Source organism: Kocuria sp. BT304, assembly GCF_003290245.1.
GTDB classification, from domain to species: Bacteria; Actinomycetota; Actinomycetes; order Actinomycetales; family Micrococcaceae; genus Kocuria; species Kocuria rhizophila_A.
In genome coordinates, this window is record NZ_CP030039.1 from 2,190,249 (window position 1) to 2,205,655 (window position 15,407).

Below are 15,407 nucleotides of genomic sequence, written 5' to 3' on the forward strand. Positions count from 1 at the left end.
GGCCCCGCCTCCCAGCCTACCGAGCGCCCGCGCATCCCCGCGAGACGCGCCCGGGATGACGGCGCTCACCCCGCCAGGGGGCCGTCGTTCTCCCGCACGAACCGGCGCACGGCCGCCCGCAGGGCGCGCTCCGCGTCCAGACCGCGTGCCGAGGCCGTCTCCACCTGACGCAGCAGGGCCTCCCCCAGGTCCCGTTCCTCCGCCTCGCGCTGCTCGGGCGGCAGCTCCGGCTCCACGGGCCGCACGCCCGCCACACCGTGCCGGCGGGCCTTGGACAGCGCCTTCTCCCCGTAGGCGAGCGCGGGCAGCGCCGGGGGGATGCCGTCGAACACGCGCGTGCGGTGCGGCTTCTCCTCGCGCTTCACCGCGTCCCAGCGCGCGGAGAGCTCCGCGGTGCTGGGCCGTTCCCGGGCGGGCGCCTCGGACGACGCCGCTGGGTCCCCTGCCTGCCCCTCGCCCACCGCACCGGGGGCCTCGGCGGGGTCCGCACTGCCCGGTGCGTGCTGAGCTTCCCCGTCCGATCGCATGCTGCCCGCAGACTCCGGGCCGTGCTCCACCGGTGCGGAGGCGGAGCCGTGCCCGCCGCCCGCGGCGGGGTACCCGCCGGTTATGCCGGACTGCACGGTGGCCGTGCCGGACTCCGTGGCGGTAGTGCCGGACGGCTCGGGCCCCGTGCCGGGCTGCGCGGTGCCGAACACGGCCGGGTGGCGCCGCACGAGCTTGTCGGTCACGGCCGCGAGCACGTCCGTGACGTCGAAGCGCTGGGGCTGCGGGTGCTCCTGCCCGATCCGCGCGTGGAACACCACCTGCAGCAGCACGTCCCCGAGCTCCTCCACGAGCTCGTCCCGTCGCCGCTGCGACGGCTCCAGGGCCTCGACCGCCTCGACCACTTCGTAGGACTCCTCCACGAGGTAGCGCAGCAGGGACTCGTGGGTCTGCTCCGCGTCCCACGGGCAGCCGCCCGGGGAGCGCAGGGTGTCCATCACGGCCAGCAGCCGCTCGAAGCGCTCCCCCGGTCCTCCGTGGCCCGCGCCGGTGGCCGTCGGGGCCGCGTCCGGGTGGGAGGGCGCGAGCGGTTCGCGGAGTGATCCGTTCCCCTCACCGGTCTGGGCGGTCGACGCCGATTCCGAGGACGCGTCGTCGTGACGCTCCGGGCTCACGAGGCCTCCCCCGTGACGCGGCGCTCGAGCCAGTCCTGGTACTCGCGCGGCACGAAGGCCGCGCGGGCGGCGGTGCGCTGGACCGCGAGGACGTCCTGCTCGCTCCAACCGGCCTCGGCGCGCAGCCGGTCGAGCTCGTGGGTCACGGACGTGGCGCTCATCAGCCGGTTGTCCGGCGACACGGTCACGGCGAACCCCGCGCGCAGCATCGCGGTCACGGGGTGCTCCGCCACGGTGGTGCCCCACGCGGCACTTGCGTCCGTCTGCAGGTTGGAGCACGGGCAGACCTCGAGGGCGATCCTGCGGTCCCGGATCCACCGCGTCAGGGGTGCACTCATGCCGCGGTCCTCGTCCAGCAGCCGGACCCCGTGGCCCAGCCGCAGGGCCCGGCCGGCGTCGAGCGCGTCCGCCATGGACTCCGCCCCGGCGGCCTCCCCCGCGTGCAGCGTCACGGGGATCCGCTCCCCTGCCAGGAGGTCGAGGGCCTCACGGTGGCCCGAGGCGGGGAAGCCCGCCTCCGGGCCGGCGAGGTCGAAGCCGACCACCGATCCCGGCGAGGGCTCCCCGGCGACCGAGCCGTGCGGCGTCGTGGTCTGCTCGGCCGCGCGCACGCGGCGCACCACGAGACGGGCGATCTCCGGGGAACGGTCCAGGTGCCGCATGGCGCACAGGATCTGCACCACCGAGAGGTGGCCCCCCGCGGCGCGGACCGCCGCGACGCCCTCGTCCAGACCCCCCTGGACGGCGTCCACGGCCTCGCCCAGCGTGAGCCCGCCCGACACGTGCTGCTCGGGTGCCCAGCGCACCTCCGCGTGCACGAGACCGTCCGCGGCGCAGTCCTCGACGTACTCCCGGGCCACCCGTCGCAGGGCGGACGCGGTCTGCATGACCGCCACCGTGTGGGAGAAGGTCTCCAGGTAGCGCGGGAGGCTGCCGGAGTCCGCGCTGTCGCGGAACCACTGCCCCAGGGAGTCTGGATCCGTGGCGGGCAGCTCGTGGCCCACCTGTGCGGCGAGCTCCACCACGGTGGCCGGGCGCAGCGCCCCGTCCAGGTGGTCGTGCAGCGAGATCAGTGCGTGTGGCCCGAGGGCCCCGTCCGTGGTGCGGACGGGGCCCTCGGGGGTTGCTCGTGAGGTCATGGCTCAGTAGTTCCAGTCCTGCAGGGCGTCGTTGACGTGGCGGGGGATGTTGGAGCCGGTGCGCGGGTACATCCGCAGCTCCTCGAGGTAGTTCTGCCCCGGCAAGCGCTGCTCGTAGCGCACGAAGGCCTCCTCGTCCGAGTAGTCGAACGCGACCTCCGGGGGAACCCCCGGGCGGAAGCGGAACATCATGGCCAGGGGGGCGCCGGAGCCCTCCACGTAGGAGTCGTCCTTGAGCTCCTGGACCTTCAGCTGCTCCTCCGGAACCAGCTCGAACGTGGGCCGCTGGTCCCAGAAGCCGTTGAGGCGGACGTGCGTGAGAGCGTCGTAGTACGTGCCGAGCGCGCGCACGCGGATCAGCACCGTGGAGACGTCACGCGCGGTGCCGTCCTCCCCGAACAGGTGGCGCTGGGCATCCGAGAGCCGTGCTGTCACGTCCCCCACGCTCAGCACGAGGTTCCCGGTGGCGAGGGCGTTCGGGTCCGCGTCCTGCTCCTGGGCGGGTGCGCGGTAGGAGGGGGACACGTCCGTGGCGGTCGCCAGCTGCGGGGCACCCGAGGGGTCGTCGTCCCCGGACACGCCCGCCTGGGCCGGCAGCAGGGGGTCCTGGGCGTCGGCGCCGAACGCGGACTCGTCCACGTGGGCGGGCAGCTCGTCGGAACCCTCCGGGGCGTGCTGCTCCCCGTGGACCTGGCCGGCGGGCGCGTCCTCGGCGACCCGCGGGTCCTCCCCGAGGCCCTGCTCGAACCGGGCGTCGTCCTCGGCGCCGAGCTCGGCATCCTCGGGGAAGCGGCCGTCCTGCGCGTCGAAAGCGAGCTCCGCGCTCTCCGGAGCTGCGACGGTCCCGGCCGACTCCTGCCCGGTGGAGGGCTGCGCGGCGGAGGCGTCGTGGGCGACCACGGGCTCGGTGGTGCCCGCGGTCAGGACGTCCCCGTCCTCGGCGGGCTCGGCGTGGCCGTCCTCGACCACCTGGACGCTGTCCTCGGCCTCGGTGGGCGCCGCGGCGTCGTCTGCAGCGGCGTGGTCCATGGCGGCGTCGCCCGTGGCGGGAGCGTCATGGGCAACGGTGCCCTGGGTGGACGCGGTGCCGTCGTGGGCACCGGCCTCCCCGGCCGTCCCGTGCTCGTCGGTGCGGGAGTGCCCCGCGCCCGCGAGACCGCCGGCGGCGCCGCCGGCCAGGGCTGCGGCCCCCACCCCGGTGCCCGGGTGCGACTCGGACGCTTGCTCGGCGGGCGCGTGCTCCACCGGCTGCCCGTCACGAGCGTGCTCGGTGGTGCCCGGTACGCCGTGCCGGTCCTGGGAGTCCCCGGAGCGGGCCCGGCCGTGGCTGTAGTGCTCGGTGCGGGACTCCCCGTTGGGAAAGTCGTAGCTCACCGTGATCTCGCGCAGCCCGTCCTCCGGCGCCGCGACCACCAGGTCCAGCTGCCGCCACGGCCCCACGGGGGTGCTCATGGCCTGCGTGTAGAGGTCCGCGACGTCGTCGAACAGCGGTGACCCCTGGTCCACCGTGCCGTTCTCGACCTCGTCCTGGGCCTCCCCCACGGCCTGGCGCGTCTGGTGGGTCATGATGTTGCCGGACTGCACCAGCGTGAGCCGCGCGCGGTCCGCTCCGCGGGAGAGCAGCAGCTCCACGAGGTGGTGCAGCGCGCCGTCCTCGGGCAGCGGCTCGGAGGCCGGCTCGGGACGACGGCGCGGGGCCGCCTCACCGGGGGCGGTCTGCTGGGCGGCCTCGTGCTGCTGGCGGCCCGCACCGTCTTCGGGACCGGGCGCGGTGGGCCGGGCCCCCGGGGACGGCTCGGGCGTCGGGGTGTCGTGCTTCGTGCTGCGGAACAGATCTCTCAAACCCACGTGAATGTTTCCCTTCGAAAGCCGGGCTCGGTCTGGTGCTCAGTATAGGTGCGCCGCCCTGCGCGGACGCGGGGAGCACGGAGCTCTCGCGGCGGCGGCTCCGCGGGGCGCTAGAGGTTCTCGGGGCCGAACGCGTCCGGCAGCACCCGGTCCATGGTGCGCACACCGCTCACGGTGAGCAGCTGCATGCCCGGGGCCCGGTGCTCGTAGAGCAGCTGGCGGCAGCGCCCGCACGGCATGAGCACCTCCCCGTGGCCGTCCACGCACACGAACGCCGTGAGCTTGCCGCCGCCGGACATGTGCAGCGCGCTGACCAGGGAGCACTCGGCGCACAGGGTGATCCCGTAGGAGGCGTTCTCGATGTTCGCCCCGGTCACCGTGCGCCCGTCGTCCACGAGGGCCGCGGCACCCACGGGGAAGTTCGAGTAGGGCGAGTACGAGTGCGCGAGCGCGTCCGTCGCGGCCCGCTGTAGCCGCTGCCAGGTGGCGTCGTCCACGGTGTGCTGGTTCTCGGTCATGGTGGCTCCCGTTCCTCGTGCTGGTGGTCGTGGCGGTGCCGGGGCGGTGACGAGCGGCGCCCGGCGGATGGTCTAGGTGGCGCGCGCGGTCGGCGCGCTGCTGGACGTCACCGCGACCCGGCGGTCGATGATGTCCTGCTTGAGCTTCTGGACCTGCTTGTCGAGGGCCTCGCCCACGGTCTTCTGCTGGTCGTGGTACGGCGCCAGGCCCACACCGCCGTTGCCGAGCGTTCCCACGTAGCGGGTGCTGTCGAACCTGCCGTCCGCGGCCTGGGTCACCACCTCCTCCACCGAGGTGGACATGTGCTTGAGCACCGAGGTCAGCAGGAACTCCCTGCCGGCGTCGAGGGTCTCGTAGCCGTCCGTGTCCGGCCAGATGATGCGGACGTCCTTGTCGCCCTTGTTCCCCTTGTTGGCCTCCACCACCGCCTCCACCGTTCCCTCGGAGGCCTCCCCGGCCACGGGCAGCACCACGTCCGCACCGTCCCCGATCAGTTCTGCGGTGGTCCGGCTCGCATCCTCGGTGTCCTGGAAGGAGCTGAGGAACGTGCCCTTGCGGGACTGCCGGTCCCAGCCCAGGACCGTGACGTCCTTCTTGTTCTTCCGGTTGTAGTACGACACACCGTCGGCGAAGCCGTCCATGAACACGGTCACGGTGGGGATGTCCATGCCGCCGTAGGTGGCCACCGTGCCGCTGCGGGTGGTGCCCGCCGCGAGGTAGCCGGCCAGGAACGCCGCCTCCGCGGTGTTGTAGACGATCGGCTTCACGTTATCGGCCGTGACGGAGGCGTCGTCCACGATGGCGAAGTGCCGGTCCGGGTTGGCCGCTGCGACCTTCCTGGTGGTGTCCGCGAGCATGGAGCCCACCGCCACAGTGAGGCCGCAGCCGCGCTGCACCATGGACCGGAGGTTGGGCTCGAACTCCGTCTGGGACTGCGACTCCGCCTGACCGACCGTGATCCCCCGGTGCTCCTCGGCGGCCTTGAGACCCTCCCAGGAGCTCTGGTTGAAGGAACGGTCCTGAAAGCCGCCGTCGTCGGAGACGATGCACCCCGTGAACTCCGAGCCCTCGGCGCTGCCGTCCCCGGAGGAGCCGGACACCGCACCGCAGCCGGTCGCACCGAGCCCGGTGACCCCCGCCAGGGCGAGCGCCAGGGCGCCCCGGAGGTGCCACGTGGTCACGGGGTTCCCTGCTCGGCCTCGGCGGGCTCGGCCGGCGCCGCGGCGTCCGAGAGCTCGCGCACCCGCAGCCGGACCGCCCGCAGTGCCGTGGAGGCCATGACCTGGACGCCGCAGCGGATCGCCTCCTCCTGGGGGGTGTAGTCGGACTGGTGCAGGTCGTAGGTGCGCCCGCCCGGCTCCCGCGTGCCGAGGCGCATCATGGCCCCGGGCACGTGCTGCAGGAACCACGCGAAGTCCTCCCCGCCCATGGACTGCTCCACGAGCAGGATGCTCTCCTCCCCCAGCTCCGCACGGGCCGCGATCTCCAGCAGGGTGGTCTCGGTCTCCCCGTTGACCACCGGGGGCACGCCGCGGATGTGCTCGAGGTCCACGTTCACGCCGTAGGGGGCGGCCACCTGCCCCACGACCTCGTCGAGCATCTCCCCGGCCTGGTACCACGCGTCCGCGTCGAGGCAGCGCATGGTCCCGGCCATGAAGCCGGACATGGGGATGGCGTTGGGGGCCACGCCCGCGTGGATCTGGCCCCACACCACGGCCACGCCCGAGCGGACGTCCACCCGGCGCGAGAGCACCGCGGGCACGTCGATCGCGATCTGGCTCATCGCGTAGACCAGGTCCTCGGTCAGGTGCGGACGGGACGTGTGCCCGCCGCGCCCGGAGAGCTCGATCCGGATGGTGTCGGACGCCGAGGTGATGGCCCCGATCCGGGTGCCCACCTGCCCCACGTCCAGCTTGGGCTCGCAGTGCAGCGCGAACATCCGCGGCACCCCCGCCAGCACGTTCTGCCTGATGATGCTCAGCGCCCCGCCGGGCAGCTTCTCCTCCGCAGGCTGGAACACGATCCGCACGGTACCCGCGAACGGCGAGGAGCGGTGCAGGTCCGCGAGCACACGGGCCACCCCGAGCATCACGGTGGTGTGGATGTCGTGGCCGCACGCGTGCATCACGCCCTCGTTGATGGAGGCGTAGTCCAGCCCCGTGTCCTCGAGGATCGGCAGGGCGTCGATGTCCGCCCGCAGCCCCACCATCACGGGTCCGCGCCCCACGTCCACGTAGCAGCCGGTGCGCTCGAAGCGCACGGGGTGCAGGCCGGAGGACTCCAGGGCGTTCACGATCCGCTCCGTGGTGCGGTACTCCTCGTAGGACAGCTCCGGGTGCCGGTGCACGTCCCGGCGGAAGCGGATCAGGTCCGGGAGGTAGTGGGAGAGGAGGGGTCCGATCGCGGGGGGCAGCCCCACGTCGTCGGCGGAGGGAAGCGGCAGATCCAACATGAGAGCCAGAGTACCGCCGCCCACGTGAGACGGATCGCATCCCGGGCCGCGCTCACCGGACCCACCGGCCTGGCGGCGCGGGCGGGGCGCCGCGGCGCGCGGGCGGCGTCGTCGTCCCGCACGGCGGGCCCGGCCGTCATCCGCGGGAACGCGTCACCGCCCGCACCGGGTGCGGGCGGCGGGGCCGGGACGCGCCGGCGCGGGCTCAGAGGACGTCCGTGTCCCCGTTGCGCTTGAGGGAGTCCACGGCGTTCTTCACGCGCTGCGCGTGCTCGGCGGTGGTGACCAGCAGGGCATCGGGCGTGTCCACCACCACGATGTCCTCCACGCCGATCAGGGCGATGAGCCGCCCGGTGTCCGAGACCACGATCCCGGAGGACTCGTCCGCGAGCACCCGGTTGTTCTGCCCCAGGATGGACACCGGCGCCTCCGTCTGCGGGTCCACCTTGTTGAGGCGGTTGATCGCCGCGAAGTCCCCGACGTCCTCCCACGTGAAGTCCCCGGGGACCATGGCCACGTCCCCGGCGGCCGCGGCGGGCTCGGCCACGGCGTAGTCGATGGCGGTCTTGGTCAGGGTGGGCCAGACCTCGTCCACCACGGCGTCGCGCTCGGGGGTCTCCCACGCGTCCGCGATCCGGTCCAGGCCCCTGGCCAGCTCAGGCTCGCTCTCGCGCAGGTAGCTGAGCATGAGACCCACCGGGGCCACGAACATCCCCGCGTTCCAGGTGTAACGGCCGCTGGCCACGTACTGGCGCGCTGTCTCCTCGTCCGGCTTCTCCACGAACTGCTCCACGGCCAGCGCGTGCGGCGCCTCCGCGAGCTCGAGCGACTCCCCCGCCTTGATGTAGCCGAACCCGGTGGCCGGGGAGGAGGGGGTGATGCCGATGGTCACGATCCGACCGGTGTCGGCCGCCTGCACCGCCTCCTTCACCACCTCCTGGAACGCCTCCGCGGGCTCCACCACGTGGTCCGCGGCGAACGAGCCGATGATCGCGGTGGGGTCCCGCCGGGCGATCAGCGTGCACGCGAGTCCGATGGCCGCCGCGGAATCCTTGGGGGACGGCTCCAGCACGAGGTCGTCCGCCGTGAGCTCGGGCAGCTGCTCCTGCACGGCACCGGCGTGCGAGCGTCCCGTGACCACCATGATGGGCCCCGCCGAGAGCCCGGCCAGCCGGTCGTACGTGGCGCGCAGCAGCGACGAGCCGGAACCGGTGAGGTCCAGCAGGAACTTGGGGGCGTCCGCGCGGGAGAGGGGCCACAGCCGTGAGCCCACGCCGCCCGCCGGGATGAACGGATGGAATCGTTGCAGTGGCGAAGTCACGACCGACAGTGTACGGCCAGACCCGCGCGGTTCCGCGGATCTCGCGGCTGTGACCTGCCCCCTGCCGGGCGGCGTCCCCCGCCCGGGGGACGCACCCGCGGGCCCACCACCCACGGCGGGAAAACCCCCGGGGAACGACGCCGCCGCGTCCGGTCCGCGCGTCCGCCGCGGTCCCCGGGGACCTCCCCGGGCCCAGGCGCAGCCCCCTCCGGAACCGCCCCCGGGACCCCCGATTCGGGAATGCCGAACTGCGCTAATTCCGCGGCCCCGCGCGGTTTTCGGGATGGCGACACGTTGTCAGTGAACTCCCGGGAGGCTGGTATCTTTGACGAGAACTACCGCATCATCCATGACAGAGCCAGCCAGGGCTCCGCCATCGCCGTGCATCAGCGCGAGAACGCTGCCGTTCTGCACCGATCACCAGTGCGCACGACGACGAGCGACACAGGGAGGACATTCCGTGGCGAACTCATCCAGGGGCACCCTTTACCGCGGCCAGTACGGCATGTGGTCGTGGGTTGCCCACCGCATTACCGGCGTGGCCATCTTCTTCTTCTTGCTGGTCCACGTCCTCGACACCGCTCTCGTGCGTGTATCCCCCGAGGCCTACAACGCAGTGATTGCCACCTACAAGAACCCCGTCATGGGCCTGGGCGAGACCGGTCTGGTGGCCGCCATCGTGTACCACGCCTTCAACGGCCTGCGCATCATCCTGATCGACTTCTGGAAGGGCGGGACCAAGCACCAGAAGGGCCTGCTCTGGGGCGTCCTCGCCCTCTGGGTCGTCGTGATGATCCCCTTCCTTGTCCGTCACCTGTCGATCGTTTTCGGGGGCTGATTCCGTGAGCACTCCTCTCAAGACCAAGATCTCCGTCCCGCGCAGCCGGGACCTCGAGGTGGACGGCGTCAAGTACAACCGCTCCTCCTCGTCCCGCAGCAGCTTCGAGATGTTCGCGTGGCTGTTCATGCGCATGTCCGGCATCGTGCTGGTGGTGCTCGTCTTCGGCCACCTCTTCGTCAACCTCATGGTGGGCGAGGGCGTGCACGCCGTGGACTTCGGCTTCGTGGGCGGCAAGTGGGCCAACCCGTTCTGGCAGGTCTGGGACCTGGTCATGCTGTGGCTGGCCATGCTCCACGGCACCAACGGCATGCGCACCATCATTGACGACTACGCAGGGCGCAACACCACGCGCTTCTGGCTCAAGGTGTTCCTGTTCGTGGCCTCGGCCTTCGTGATCCTGCTGGGCACCATGGTGATCTTCACCTTCGAGCCGTGCCCCGCCGGCGCCGACCCCTCGCTGCTGGCCTCCTTCTGCCACGCCCGGTGACCGGGTGAGCGGCGGGGCCCACGGGTCCCGCCGCCACCGGCCACCCCGGTCCCGCACGGGGACCCCCATCACACTCACCCACGTAGAAAGAACATCTGGTATGCAGGTTCACAAGTACGATGTGGTAATAGTCGGCGCCGGCGGCGCCGGCATGCGTGCCGCCATTGAGTCCGGCCAGCGCGCCCGCACTGCCGTACTGACCAAGCTCTACCCCACCCGGTCCCACACCGGCGCAGCCCAGGGCGGCATGTGCGCGGCCCTCGCGAACGTCGAGGAGGACAACTGGGAGTGGCACACCTTCGACACCGTCAAGGGTGGCGACTACCTGGTGGACCAGGACGCCGCGGAGGTCATGGCCAAGGAGGCCATCGACGCCGTGCTCGACCTCGAGCACATGGGGCTGCCGTTCAACCGCACCCCCGAGGGCAAGATCGACCAGCGCCGCTTCGGCGGCCACACCCGCGACCACGGCAAGAACCCCGTGCGCCGCGCGTGCTACGCGGCCGACCGCACCGGTCACATGATCCTGCAGACCCTCTACCAGACGTGCATCAAGCACAACGTGGAGTTCTTCAACGAGTACTACGTGCTGGACCTCATCATGGTGGACACCCCGGAGGGGCGTCGCCCGGCCGGTGTGGTGGCCTACGAGCTCGCCACCGGTGAGCTGCACGTGTTCCAGGCCAAGTCCGTGGTCTTCGCCTCCGGCGGTGCGGGCAAGGTCTTCAAGACCACCTCCAACGCGCACACCCTCACCGGTGACGGCATGGCCATCGCCTTCCGCAACGGCCTGCCGCTGGAGGACATGGAGTTCGTGCAGTTCCACCCCACGGGCCTCGCGGGCCTGGGCATCCTCGTCTCCGAGGCCGCCCGCGGCGAGGGTGGCATCCTGCGCAACTCGGAGGGCGAGCGCTTCATGGAGCGCTACGCCCCCACCATCAAGGACCTCGCGCCGCGTGACATCGTGGCCCGGTCCATGGCCAACGAGGTGCGCGAGGGCCGCGGCTGCGGTCCCAACAAGGACTACGTGCTGCTGGACCTCACCCACCTGGAGCCGGCGCACATCGACGCCAAGCTGCCGGACATCACGGAGTTCGCGCGCACCTACCTGGGCGTGGAGCCCTACACCGAGCCCGTTCCGGTGTTCCCCACCGCCCACTACTGCATGGGCGGGATCCCCACCGATATCAAGGGCGAGGTCTTCCAGGACTCCGAGACCACCATCCCCGGGCTCTACGCCGCGGGCGAGGTGGCCTGCGTGTCCGTGCACGGCTCCAACCGCCTGGGCACCAACTCGCTGCTGGACATCAACGTGTTCGGCAAGCGCGCCGGCGTCTACGCGGCGGAGTACGCGCAGAGCGCCGAGTTCCTGCCCGTGCCGGACGACGCCGAGGCGCGCACCGTGGCGCTGCTGGACAACGCCCGCAGCCCCCACGGCAACGAGAAGGTCGCGGCCATCCGCAAGGACCTGCAGGACACCATGGACCTCAACATGCAGGTGTTCCGCACCGCGGAGACCATCCAGAAGGCCCTCGACGACATCGCCGCGCTCGAGGAGCGCTACGCGAACATCTCCATCCAGGACCAGGGCAAGCGCTTCAACCTGGACCTGCTGGAGGCTGTGGAGCTGGGCTTCCTGCTGGAGCTGGCCAAGGTGATGTCCGTGGCCGCCCTGCACCGAGAGGAGTCCCGCGGCGGGCACTTCCGCGAGGACTTCCCCGACCGCGACGACGAGAACTTCATGGTCCACTCCATGGTCTACGAGGACCCGACGTCCGCCACCGCGGGCATCCGGCAGGAGACCAAGCCGGTGATCATGACCCGTTACGAGCCGATGGAGCGTAAGTACTGATGTCCACTGCAGTGACCGAGAACCAGAACCAGGACGCTCAGCAGCCCGCTCCCGAGGGCGAGGAGAGCATCCCCACGTACGACGTCGTGCTCCGGGTCCGCCGCTACGATCCCGAGTTCGAGTCCGAGGCCCACTGGGACGAGTGGCCCCTCACCATGTACGGCACGGACCGGGTGCTGGACGCCCTGCACAAGGTCAAGTGGGAACTCGACGGCTCGCTGTCCTTCCGTCGCTCGTGCGCCCACGGCGTGTGCGGTTCGGACGCCATGCGCATCAACGGCCGCAACCGGCTCGCGTGCAAGACCCTGCTCAAGGACCTGGACCTGTCTAAGCCCATCACGGTGGAGCCCATCAAGGGCCTGCCGTGCGAGAAGGACCTGATCGTGGACATGGAGCCGTTCTTCCAGTCCTACCGCGAGATCATGCCGTTCCTGGTGAACGAGGACCACACCCCCACCGGGGAGCGGTTCCAGTCCCAGGAGGACCGCGAGCGCTTCGACGACACCACCAAGTGCATCCTGTGCGCGGCGTGCACGTCCTCGTGCCCCGTGTTCTGGACGGACGGGCAGTACTTCGGCCCCGCCGCGATCGTCAACGCGCACCGGTTCATCTTCGACTCGCGCGACCAGGCGGGTGACATGCGCCTGGAGATCCTCAACGACAAGGAGGGTGTGTGGCGCTGCCGCACCACCTTCAACTGCACCGAGGCGTGCCCCCGTGGCATCCAGGTGACCAAGGCCATCGCTGAGGTCAAGAAGGCGGTCTTCGCCTCCGCCCTGTGAGCGCCTGAGAGCAGCGGAAGGCCCCGGATCCCGTCGGATCCGGGGCCTTTCCCGTACCTCACACGGGCTCGGCCCTACCGCGCGTCCGAGGGGGCCGCACTGCTGCCGGACGCCTGCCCGAAGCTCACGGGGGCCTCGTGACCACGGCCCCGGGCGGCGTCGGGAAGCGCCGAGACGGCCACGGCGGTGACCGCGCGCTTCTCCCGCTCGGGCTGGGCGCGCGCGCCCCGGATGTCGGCCTGCACCACGGCCCCGGAAGCTGCGGCCAGCAGCAGGATCTGGCCGTAGAGGTTGAACCACAGCAGCACACCCACGAGCACGGCCGCCGAGAGCAGGTAGGGGTTCTCCCCCGCGCGCCCGATCACCTCGCTGCCGCCGTAGCGCAGCACCTGGGACCCCGCGGCCCCCACCACCACCGTGACGGCCAGCGCCTTGCGGTGCAGCTTGAGCTGCGCGACGCCGCGCACCAGCGAGAAGCTCATGACGCAATCCACCACGAGGCCCACCGCGAAGGTCACGGCGGACTTCACGCCGCCGTCGAGCCACGGCTGCAGGCGGGTGAGCCCGATGTCCCCGAGCCAGCCGATCACGCCGTCCACCGCGCCGGAGGCGAAGACGCTCACGGTGGCGGAGGCCAGCAGCAGCACCCCGATGACCACGAGCCAGCCGAGGTCCCGGGGGACGGCCGCCATGGGCACCCCGGGTGCGGGTGGCAGCTCGAACATGCGGCGGGTGGCCAGGCGTACCCCGGCCACCCAGCGCCACGCGGTGAACAGCAGCACGGCCACGGCCACCGTGGACGCCACGGTGAACGGTCCGGTGTCCTCGAGCAGCCGCAGGGGGATCACGCCGCCGCGTCCGTCCCCCACATCCAGCAGCCCGGGGATCTTCTCCACGAGCCCGGCCACGAGATTCTGCTGCAGCGGGGAGTTGGTGCCCAGGAACGTGGCCAGTGCCGCGAAGAAGATCACGAGCAGGGCGGTGGAGGCGAAGAGCAGCTGGTACGCGAGCCCCGCGGCCATCAGCGGCCCGCCGTGGAACATGTAGTGAGCCACCACCCGGACCGGGAACAGGGCCATGAACCGGGCGAAGAACCACGCGAAGAACGCGCCCACCCGGCGCCCGAGGGGCGCGTGCTCGGCGGCGAGGTCACGCCGCAGGGCCCGCAGCCGCCGGTGCTCGGCCACCAGCCCGGAGCGGTCCACGAGGGCCGGGACCACCGGGGGCGGGTCAGTGCGCACCATGCTCGTTCGCGGTGCGCGCTCCCAGGGCCAGGCTCTGCCGGGGGTGCCAATGCCCCTGGGCGTCCCCCTCGTAGAGGTGCACCCGGTCCACCAGGAAGCCCGCGCGGTACGTGCGCAGCATCTCCTGGGCCCGGTCCAGGGCGGCGTCGTCCGTGCCGTGGGCCAGGGTCACGTGCGGGTGGTAGTCGAAGGGCGAGACCGAGACGAGGCCGTGGCGCGCCAGCGCCGCGTGCAGGGCGGTGCACTGCTCGCGTCCGCGCTCGATGCGCAAGTAGACCACGGGTGTCAGGGGCCGGAAGGTCCCGGTGCCGTTGATCTCCACGTGGAAGGGGTCCTGCTCCGCCAGAGCCTGCCGCACGCGGTCGGCCAGCTGGTCCCAGGGCCGGTCCAGCTCGGTGATCATGAGCGTGATGTGGGGGGCCACGGCGTCCGCCGACTGGTCCTCGAACGAGGCCCGCCAGTCCTGCAGCTCGCGGCCCGTGGGCTCGGGCAGGCGGAGCACGACCCCGGCGTGGACCACGCCCGGGCGCACCGTGGGTGACGGGTGTGCCTCACTCACGCGAACCTCCTCGTTGCGGCCGCGTCCCACACTATCCCACCCCCGCGGACCCCACGGCGTCTCACGCGGCGGGCAGGAAGCCCATGCGCTCGTAGACCTCCGCCACGGTGCGGGCGGCGATCTCCCGCCCCTTCTGCGCGCCGCGGGCCAGCAGGCGGTCCAGCTCGGCGGGGTCGTCGAGCAGCTCCTGGGCCCGCTTCTGGATGGGGTCCAGGGTCTGGGTGACCACCTCGGCGAGGTCCACCTTGAGGTGGCCGTACATCTTGCCCTCGTACTGCTCGACGAGGGTCTCGACCGGGGCCCCGGAGAGGGACGAGTAGATGGTGAGCAGGTTGGAGACCCCCGGCTTGGCCTGGCGGTCGAAGCGCACCTCGGTGCCGTCGTCCGTGACCGCGGACCTGATCTTCTTCGCGTTGACCTTTGCGGGGTCCAGCAGCCTGACGAGCCCGGCGTCCGACGGCGCGGACTTGGACATCTTGGCCGTGGGGTTCTGCAGGTCGTAGATCTTGGCGGAGTTCTCCAGGATCTTGGCGTCCGGCACCTCGAACGTGGCCCCGAAGCGGGAGTTGAAGCGCTGCGCGAGGGTGCGGGTGAGCTCCAGGTGCTGGCGCTGGTCCTCCCCCACCGGGACCTGGTTGGCCTGGTAGACCAGGATGTCCGCCGCCATCAGCACGGGGTAGGTGAACAGCCCCACCGTGGTGTTCTCCGCGCCCTGCTTCACGGACTTGTCCTTGAACTGGGTCATCCGGGCGGCCTCGCCGTAGCCGGTGATGCAGTTGAGCACCCACGCGAGCTGGGTGTGCTCGGGCACCTGGGACTGGATCAGCAGCGTGGAGCGCTCGGGGTCGATGCCCGCCGCGATGTACTGCGCCGCCGTGACCCGGGTGCGCTCGGACATCGTGGCGGGATCCTGCCCGGTGGTGATGGAGTGCAGGTCCGCCACGAAGAACACGCAGTCGTTCTCGTCCTGCATGTCCACCCAGTTGCGCAGCGCGCCCACGTAGTTGCCCAGGTGCAGGGAGTCCGCGGAGGGCTGCACACCGGAGACCACGCGCGGGATCCGGTTCGTGGGGGTGCTCTGTTCGGTCATGGTCTTCCTTCGATCGCTGCGGGAGGGGCGGCCCCCGGGGGCCACCGGTGAGGGATGTGGGCGGTGGTGGACCCGGTGCGCGGCACCGGGCCGTGCGGCGTCGTCGTCCGCGG

At 71.7% G+C, this 15,407-nt stretch carries 14 protein-coding genes; 4 read left to right on the forward strand and 10 right to left on the reverse strand.

Annotated features, from left to right (window positions below):
* Positions 1-65 precede the first annotated feature (65 nt).
* The 7 genes from DNL27_RS09690 to DNL27_RS09720 form a co-directional block, all read right to left on the reverse strand.
* Positions 66-1,160, reverse strand: coding sequence for a MazG nucleotide pyrophosphohydrolase domain-containing protein (locus DNL27_RS09690; protein WP_112235420.1), 1,095 nt, complete (start codon positions 1,158-1,160; stop codon positions 66-68).
* Complete coding sequence (locus DNL27_RS09695; protein ID WP_112235421.1) at positions 1,157-2,299, reverse strand: adenosine deaminase; 1,143 nt, start codon at positions 2,297-2,299, stop codon at positions 1,157-1,159. Before DNL27_RS09695 ends, DNL27_RS09690 begins: the two co-directional genes overlap by 4 nt.
* Before the next feature lie 3 nt (positions 2,300-2,302).
* A complete protein-coding gene (locus DNL27_RS09700; RefSeq protein ID WP_112235422.1) occupies positions 2,303-4,147 on the reverse strand; it encodes a hypothetical protein in 1,845 nt (614 codons plus the stop codon).
* 110 nt (positions 4,148-4,257) lie between these two features.
* Positions 4,258-4,665 (reverse strand): cytidine deaminase, encoded by a 408-nt coding sequence (locus DNL27_RS09705; protein WP_112235423.1) that lies wholly within the window; start codon positions 4,663-4,665, stop codon positions 4,258-4,260.
* Positions 4,666-4,737: 72 nt separating this feature from the next.
* Positions 4,738-5,847, reverse strand: a complete 1,110-nt coding sequence (locus tag DNL27_RS09710; RefSeq protein ID WP_012398855.1) for a BMP family protein — start codon at positions 5,845-5,847, stop codon at positions 4,738-4,740.
* A complete protein-coding gene (locus tag DNL27_RS09715) occupies positions 5,844-7,118 on the reverse strand; it encodes an amidohydrolase (RefSeq protein ID WP_200571914.1) in 1,275 nt (424 codons plus the stop codon). Before DNL27_RS09715 ends, DNL27_RS09710 begins: the two co-directional genes overlap by 4 nt.
* Before the next feature lie 205 nt (positions 7,119-7,323).
* Complete coding sequence (locus DNL27_RS09720; protein ID WP_012398857.1) at positions 7,324-8,439, reverse strand: mannose-1-phosphate guanylyltransferase; 1,116 nt, start codon at positions 8,437-8,439, stop codon at positions 7,324-7,326.
* A gap of 460 nt (positions 8,440-8,899) precedes the next feature.
* On the opposite strand from DNL27_RS09720, the gene sdhC reads away from it, so the two are divergent.
* From sdhC to DNL27_RS09740, 4 genes are all read left to right on the forward strand, one after another.
* The gene (gene sdhC, locus DNL27_RS09725; RefSeq protein ID WP_012398858.1) at positions 8,900-9,277 is read left to right on the forward strand and encodes a succinate dehydrogenase, cytochrome b556 subunit; all 378 of its coding nucleotides are present in this window, start codon (positions 8,900-8,902) and stop codon (positions 9,275-9,277) included.
* Positions 9,278-9,281: 4 nt separating this feature from the next.
* Positions 9,282-9,767: a succinate dehydrogenase hydrophobic membrane anchor subunit gene (locus tag DNL27_RS09730; RefSeq protein ID WP_012398859.1), complete on the forward strand. Its 486-nt coding sequence runs from the start codon at positions 9,282-9,284 to the stop codon at positions 9,765-9,767.
* A gap of 100 nt (positions 9,768-9,867) precedes the next feature.
* Positions 9,868-11,619: a succinate dehydrogenase flavoprotein subunit gene (sdhA, locus tag DNL27_RS09735; RefSeq protein WP_112235424.1), complete on the forward strand. Its 1,752-nt coding sequence runs from the start codon at positions 9,868-9,870 to the stop codon at positions 11,617-11,619.
* A complete protein-coding gene (locus DNL27_RS09740) occupies positions 11,619-12,401 on the forward strand; it encodes a succinate dehydrogenase iron-sulfur subunit (RefSeq protein ID WP_012398861.1) in 783 nt (260 codons plus the stop codon). The genes sdhA and DNL27_RS09740 overlap by 1 nt, the downstream gene beginning before the upstream one ends.
* Before the next feature lie 74 nt (positions 12,402-12,475).
* Here DNL27_RS09740 and DNL27_RS09745 read toward each other — a convergent pair whose 3' ends face one another.
* From DNL27_RS09745 to trpS, 3 genes are all read right to left on the reverse strand, one after another.
* The gene (locus DNL27_RS09745; protein WP_012398862.1) at positions 12,476-13,645 is read right to left on the reverse strand and encodes a YihY/virulence factor BrkB family protein; all 1,170 of its coding nucleotides are present in this window, start codon (positions 13,643-13,645) and stop codon (positions 12,476-12,478) included.
* Positions 13,632-14,204: a 2'-5' RNA ligase family protein gene (locus DNL27_RS09750; protein WP_041297400.1), complete on the reverse strand. Its 573-nt coding sequence runs from the start codon at positions 14,202-14,204 to the stop codon at positions 13,632-13,634. Before DNL27_RS09750 ends, DNL27_RS09745 begins: the two co-directional genes overlap by 14 nt.
* 61 nt (positions 14,205-14,265) lie before the next feature.
* Positions 14,266-15,294 (reverse strand): tryptophan--tRNA ligase, encoded by a 1,029-nt coding sequence (trpS, locus tag DNL27_RS09755; protein ID WP_012398864.1) that lies wholly within the window; start codon positions 15,292-15,294, stop codon positions 14,266-14,268.
* Between the last annotated feature and the right edge of the window lie 113 nt (positions 15,295-15,407).